This is a genomic window from Methanospirillum sp. (assembly GCF_035560735.1).
Classification (GTDB): domain Archaea; phylum Halobacteriota; class Methanomicrobia; order Methanomicrobiales; family Methanospirillaceae; genus Methanospirillum.
This window is the reverse complement of sequence record NZ_DATMYY010000108.1, coordinates 1-3,609: the sequence shown is the minus strand read 5'-3', so window position 1 is coordinate 3,609 and position 3,609 is coordinate 1. Positions and strand designations below refer to the sequence as shown.

Below are 3,609 nucleotides of genomic sequence, written 5' to 3'. Positions count from 1 at the left end.
GGTTTTCCATGTCGCATGAATTTGGGAATTAGGCCATCATCCCCCTGGTTTTTACCTTGCTTCAGAATGCAGTAGGATGATTCATCTCCTGGCTACCTATTCCATATTGTTTCTGAAGGAATACTCTGACCTTCTCAGATTCTACCCATCCCTGATCGAGTTCACTGATGAACTCATCGATATTCTGAACCACTGAATGAACTACTTCTGTTCTCTCCCCACAACATTCTTCACAGGTAGAAACGATGATGGCAAGGGGATTTCTGATTTTGTCCCCAATTGTTGCCATCTGATAGATATTTCTGTTGATCTGGGAAAGAGCACGTGAGAGTTCATTCATCGCCCTTTTCCTGACTGTGATATCCCTGCAGACAGACAGGCACAGCCCGGTCCCATTTTCATAATACAGGTGTGCATTGATCTCAACCGGTATCACTGTGCTATCTTTTGCCACCTGTTCTCCTTCAAAAGAGGTAACTCTCGGTGTTTCAGCATCAGGTTGCATCTCACTGTATCGTGTAGAAGATTCCGAAGTTTCAATATCTGAAATCTTTTTTTCAAGCATCTCTTCACGAGAGTACCCAAGCCGTTTGCATGCTACTGTGTTCACTTCAAGGATCCTGCCAGGCTCACCTGAAGGAAGTATTTCGTGGAGGATGATTGCATCGTTCACATTCTCAAACAGGCTCCTGTACCGCTCTTCTGATCTGCGAAGGGCTTTGTTCAACTCTTCGAGTTCGATAAGTTTCTTTTCAAGCTGATGAAACAGTCGGCTGTTATGCTCTGAAAGATACTGTTCTTCTTTCATGAGAGCAGGATCTGAAGAAAATCCTGACAGTTCGGGGTACTCAGCAATCAGTCCTTTTATTATATTGATGAATTCAGAGGGATCTGTGGGTTTGAGAATATACCGGTCAGCTCCCAGGCGGAATGCGAACTCCTGGTCTTTTTCCTCAGTGTATGCAGCAGTGTAGAAGACAAATGGAATGTGTTTATACGCTGGATTGCTTTTGATCTCTCTACAAAACTGAAAACCATCCATTCTTGGGTAAAGCACATCTGATATGATGAGATCGATCCTTCCAGCCTGCACCTTCTCAAAGGCATCAATTCCATCTACTGCAGAAACGACCTCAAGTCCATTCCCTTCAAGAATTTTTTCGAGCAGGTACCTGTTGATGTATTGATCATCCACAACAAGCACTCTCATCAGGTCTCCTCCTTGGGAAAATACTGCCCAATCTGATCGAGAAACGTGACCGGGTTGATAGGTTTCTCGATGTAATCATTCACTCCTGCAGCCATGGCCTTTTCACGGTCACCAGCCATGGCATAAGATGTCACAGCTATAATGGGAATGGAGGTGAGATCAGGTGAACTTCTGATCCGCTGAGCGATCTCGTATCCGTCCATTCCCGGGAGTTGGATGTCAAGAAGAATAATGTCAGGATCTGCCTCTTTTGCAAGCTGAATCCCCTCCTCTCCATCTCTTGCTTCTATTACATTATGTCCTTTTGATTTGAGGAGAAAGTGCATCAGGTACATATTCTGCTCGTTATCTTCGATAACGAGAATTTTAAAGCACATATTCTTCTCCCTTTTGAGTTGGAAGGAGTATGGTGAACACACTACCCTCCCCTATGGTACTCTGTACCGTAATGTCTCCTCCGTGAAGTTCAACAAGTTTTTTGGTGATGGATAGTCCGAGACCTGTCCCTTCATGCTTTCGTGTTGTCCCTGTATCTATCTGATGGAATGGTCTGAATATGGTATTAAGATCCTCTTTAGTTATCCCAATTCCGGTATCTTCCACAGATATCTCTACGTGGTCAGACAGATCTCTGGTTGTTATTAAAATAGTTCCGGTCTCAGTGAATTTAATAGCATTACTGATTAGATTCATGATAACCTGTTCAAGCCTTCTTTTATCCCCGATAATTATCCCGTGAGTTAATACTGGTTCGTTTACTATTACATGCAGCCCTTTTTCTGCTGCTATCGGTTGCATGGTCTTCACCACCGATTTAATTGATGATGATAAATCAACCGGTTCATGTGCAATCTTTAGTTCACCAGCCTCTATCTTTGAGATATCAAGGACATCATTTATGAGATCCAAAAGATGTCTGGCACTATACTGAACAAGTCCAAGTTGTTTCTCCTGTTCACCGTTCAGTGGACCGGCAAGCCCCTGCAAAAGAATTCCAGTAAACCCAATGATGGAGTTGAGAGGTGTTCTGAGTTCATGTGACATTGTCGCAAGAAAAGCAGATTTTAACCGGTCTGCATCCTCAGCCCGTTCTTTGGCATGTAACAGGTTTTTGTTTGCCTCTTCGAGCTGGAGTGTCCGTTCTTTGACAATCTCACTCAGGTGATCCCGATATTGTGACAACTCGTCGATAGCCATCTGTCGTGCATCCTCTTTCACCTGGATTGTCGTGATCATGGTACTGAATGAGTGGGCTAATTCACCGATCTCCCCTCCTGTATCTGTCGTGATCTCCTGATTCAGGTCTCCGGTCTCTGTTATTCTGCGTGCGACAGTGGTGAGTGTGGAGATTGGATTGATGACTGTGCGATCGAGAATTATCATTGTGAGTAGACTGAGCAGGATCAGTGCAATGAACACAAAAATGAGGATGGTAATGATGGAATCGAACATCTCCCTCTCGATCTGTGAGAATGGAATTACAACGGCGTACTTCCACCCAAGATGCGGAGATGTATAATAGATTAGGTATGAATCAGGAAGAGATATCATTCCTTCTGCTGATTGCAAAAATGTCTGCGCTTGATTCCCGGTAACCTGGCTGATATTCTTGAAGATAAGCGAGGGATCTTTAGCAGCAAGGATAGTCCCTGTCTCATTAACCAAAATAATCTTTACATCTCTCCCGAAATCAAATTCGGTCATGTATTTGGTTAAATCAACAAGGGTAATATCTGCACCAATTACACCATATACTGATCCGTTAGGATACGTCAACGCAGATACTATCCCGATATTTAGATCCGGAGAAGTTACCGACTGGTAAGGGTCAGTTATCATGACCTCTCCGGGATGTTCCTTTGCCAAGATGTACCAGGGTCTTGTCCTTGGATCATAAGCCGTTGAATTCGGACGTGGGTGCGATCTGACAAATGTACCGGTTTCTCTTCCCATGTATGCAGAATTGACCACCGGATGAGTTAATCTGAATGAGTTTAACTCATTGATTATAACCTGTTCATGTGTGGTGATTGAGTAATGAAATGTCTCTTCTGATGCATTGAGAAACGATGTGAAACCGGTATCATCAGGATACCTCACATCCTCATCGTCTTTGAGTTGCCTTACATCATTCTCAAGTTCACTGATGAAATTAAAGAGAGCAAAATCAATGTGTTTGAGTTGGTTTGTTGTATCAGTCTGAATCCTTCCAAGATTCTTCTCATGCAGTGAAGATGGCAGCAGTATTCCGACACAGATCAAAACGAGGATCATGATGCAAAAGTACAGAAGCAGAACCTTGGATCTGAGTTTCATTTATTCGGGATGTCTCCCAATAGTATTTATTAATTCCGAAATCTGTAATTCAACCATTTTCTGGCTTCTGTTCTGCCATAGGG

General features: G+C 43.3%; 3 protein-coding genes. All 3 read right to left on the bottom strand.

Translation table 11 applies throughout. The features are described from left to right. Positions 1–61 precede the first annotated feature (61 nt). The 3 genes from VN429_RS03455 to VN429_RS03445 are packed head-to-tail and all read right to left on the bottom strand — an operon-like array spanning position 62 to position 3,526. Positions 62–1,210: a response regulator gene (locus VN429_RS03455; protein ID WP_325629828.1), complete on the bottom strand. Its 1,149-nt coding sequence runs from the start codon at positions 1,208–1,210 to the stop codon at positions 62–64. Continuing rightward, positions 1,210–1,587, bottom strand: a complete 378-nt coding sequence (locus VN429_RS03450; RefSeq protein WP_325629826.1) for a response regulator — start codon at positions 1,585–1,587, stop codon at positions 1,210–1,212. Before VN429_RS03450 ends, VN429_RS03455 begins: the two co-directional genes overlap by 1 nt. Next, positions 1,577–3,526, bottom strand: coding sequence for a sensor histidine kinase (locus tag VN429_RS03445; protein ID WP_325629824.1), 1,950 nt, complete (start codon positions 3,524–3,526; stop codon positions 1,577–1,579). Before VN429_RS03445 ends, VN429_RS03450 begins: the two co-directional genes overlap by 11 nt. Between the last annotated feature and the right edge of the window lie 83 nt (positions 3,527–3,609).

Bases quoted from the DNA above. Each gene is read 5' to 3' on its own strand.
- VN429_RS03455 (WP_325629828.1), bottom strand. From the start codon at position 1,210: ATGAGAGTGCTTGTTGTGGATGATCAATACATCAACAGGTACCTGCTC.
- VN429_RS03450 (WP_325629826.1), bottom strand. From the start codon at position 1,587: ATGTGCTTTAAAATTCTCGTTATCGAAGATAACGAGCAGAATATGTAC.
- VN429_RS03445 (WP_325629824.1), bottom strand. From the start codon at position 3,526: ATGAAACTCAGATCCAAGGTTCTGCTTCTGTACTTTTGCATCATGATC.